Origin of the sequence: Eubacterium sp. BIOML-A2 (genome assembly GCF_009680135.1) — a bacterium.
In the GTDB taxonomy this organism is placed as follows: domain Bacteria; phylum Bacillota; class Clostridia; order Lachnospirales; family Lachnospiraceae; genus Faecalicatena; species Faecalicatena contortus_B.
Genome location: NZ_WKZK01000086.1, coordinates 1 through 610, shown reverse-complemented (window position 1 = coordinate 610; position 610 = coordinate 1).

Below are 610 nucleotides of genomic sequence, written 5' to 3'. Positions count from 1 at the left end.
CGAGAAATCATCTGATTTCTCGTGATGTGTCAGTGGTGCTCCATTTTCAGGGCTGTTTCCCGCCTAGAATTTCTTAGGTCCGCGGCCGCGTTTTTGAAAGGACATGGATGTTCACCGGGAAGCTTTCGGCTATCCCTTTATGGAGCGTCCCCATCCGTGCCGCGACTAAAGCGCGTCACTAACTCCCGATTTAGATGTTGGCTGGGGTATGAATTGTTACGAAAGAAAGGTGTTCCTGTTCATATCCTACGGGCGTGCTCAGTTTCAACTACTGTCCGTTCCTTGGTAATCCATTCAAAAAAATAGTTTGGCAAGCATTTTTTTGCGCCCCGCTCCTGAATAAATATTAACACCGTCGGCAAAACTACTTCCTATCGGTTACAGGATATGTGGGATAGACAAAACCGCCAGAAGCAGCACGCTGAAGCCAGGCTATCATATTTACATCTATCTGCTTTTTTTATTTTTTATATCCTGCTTCTTCTAACATACATGAGTGTACGCTTTACTCACCCATTTAAAAGTATCCATAAGATAGTGTCAAATGATGTATGGAAAAACGAGTCAAATAAATAAGGCTCAATTGAACCTTGAAAACTGTAGATATTGA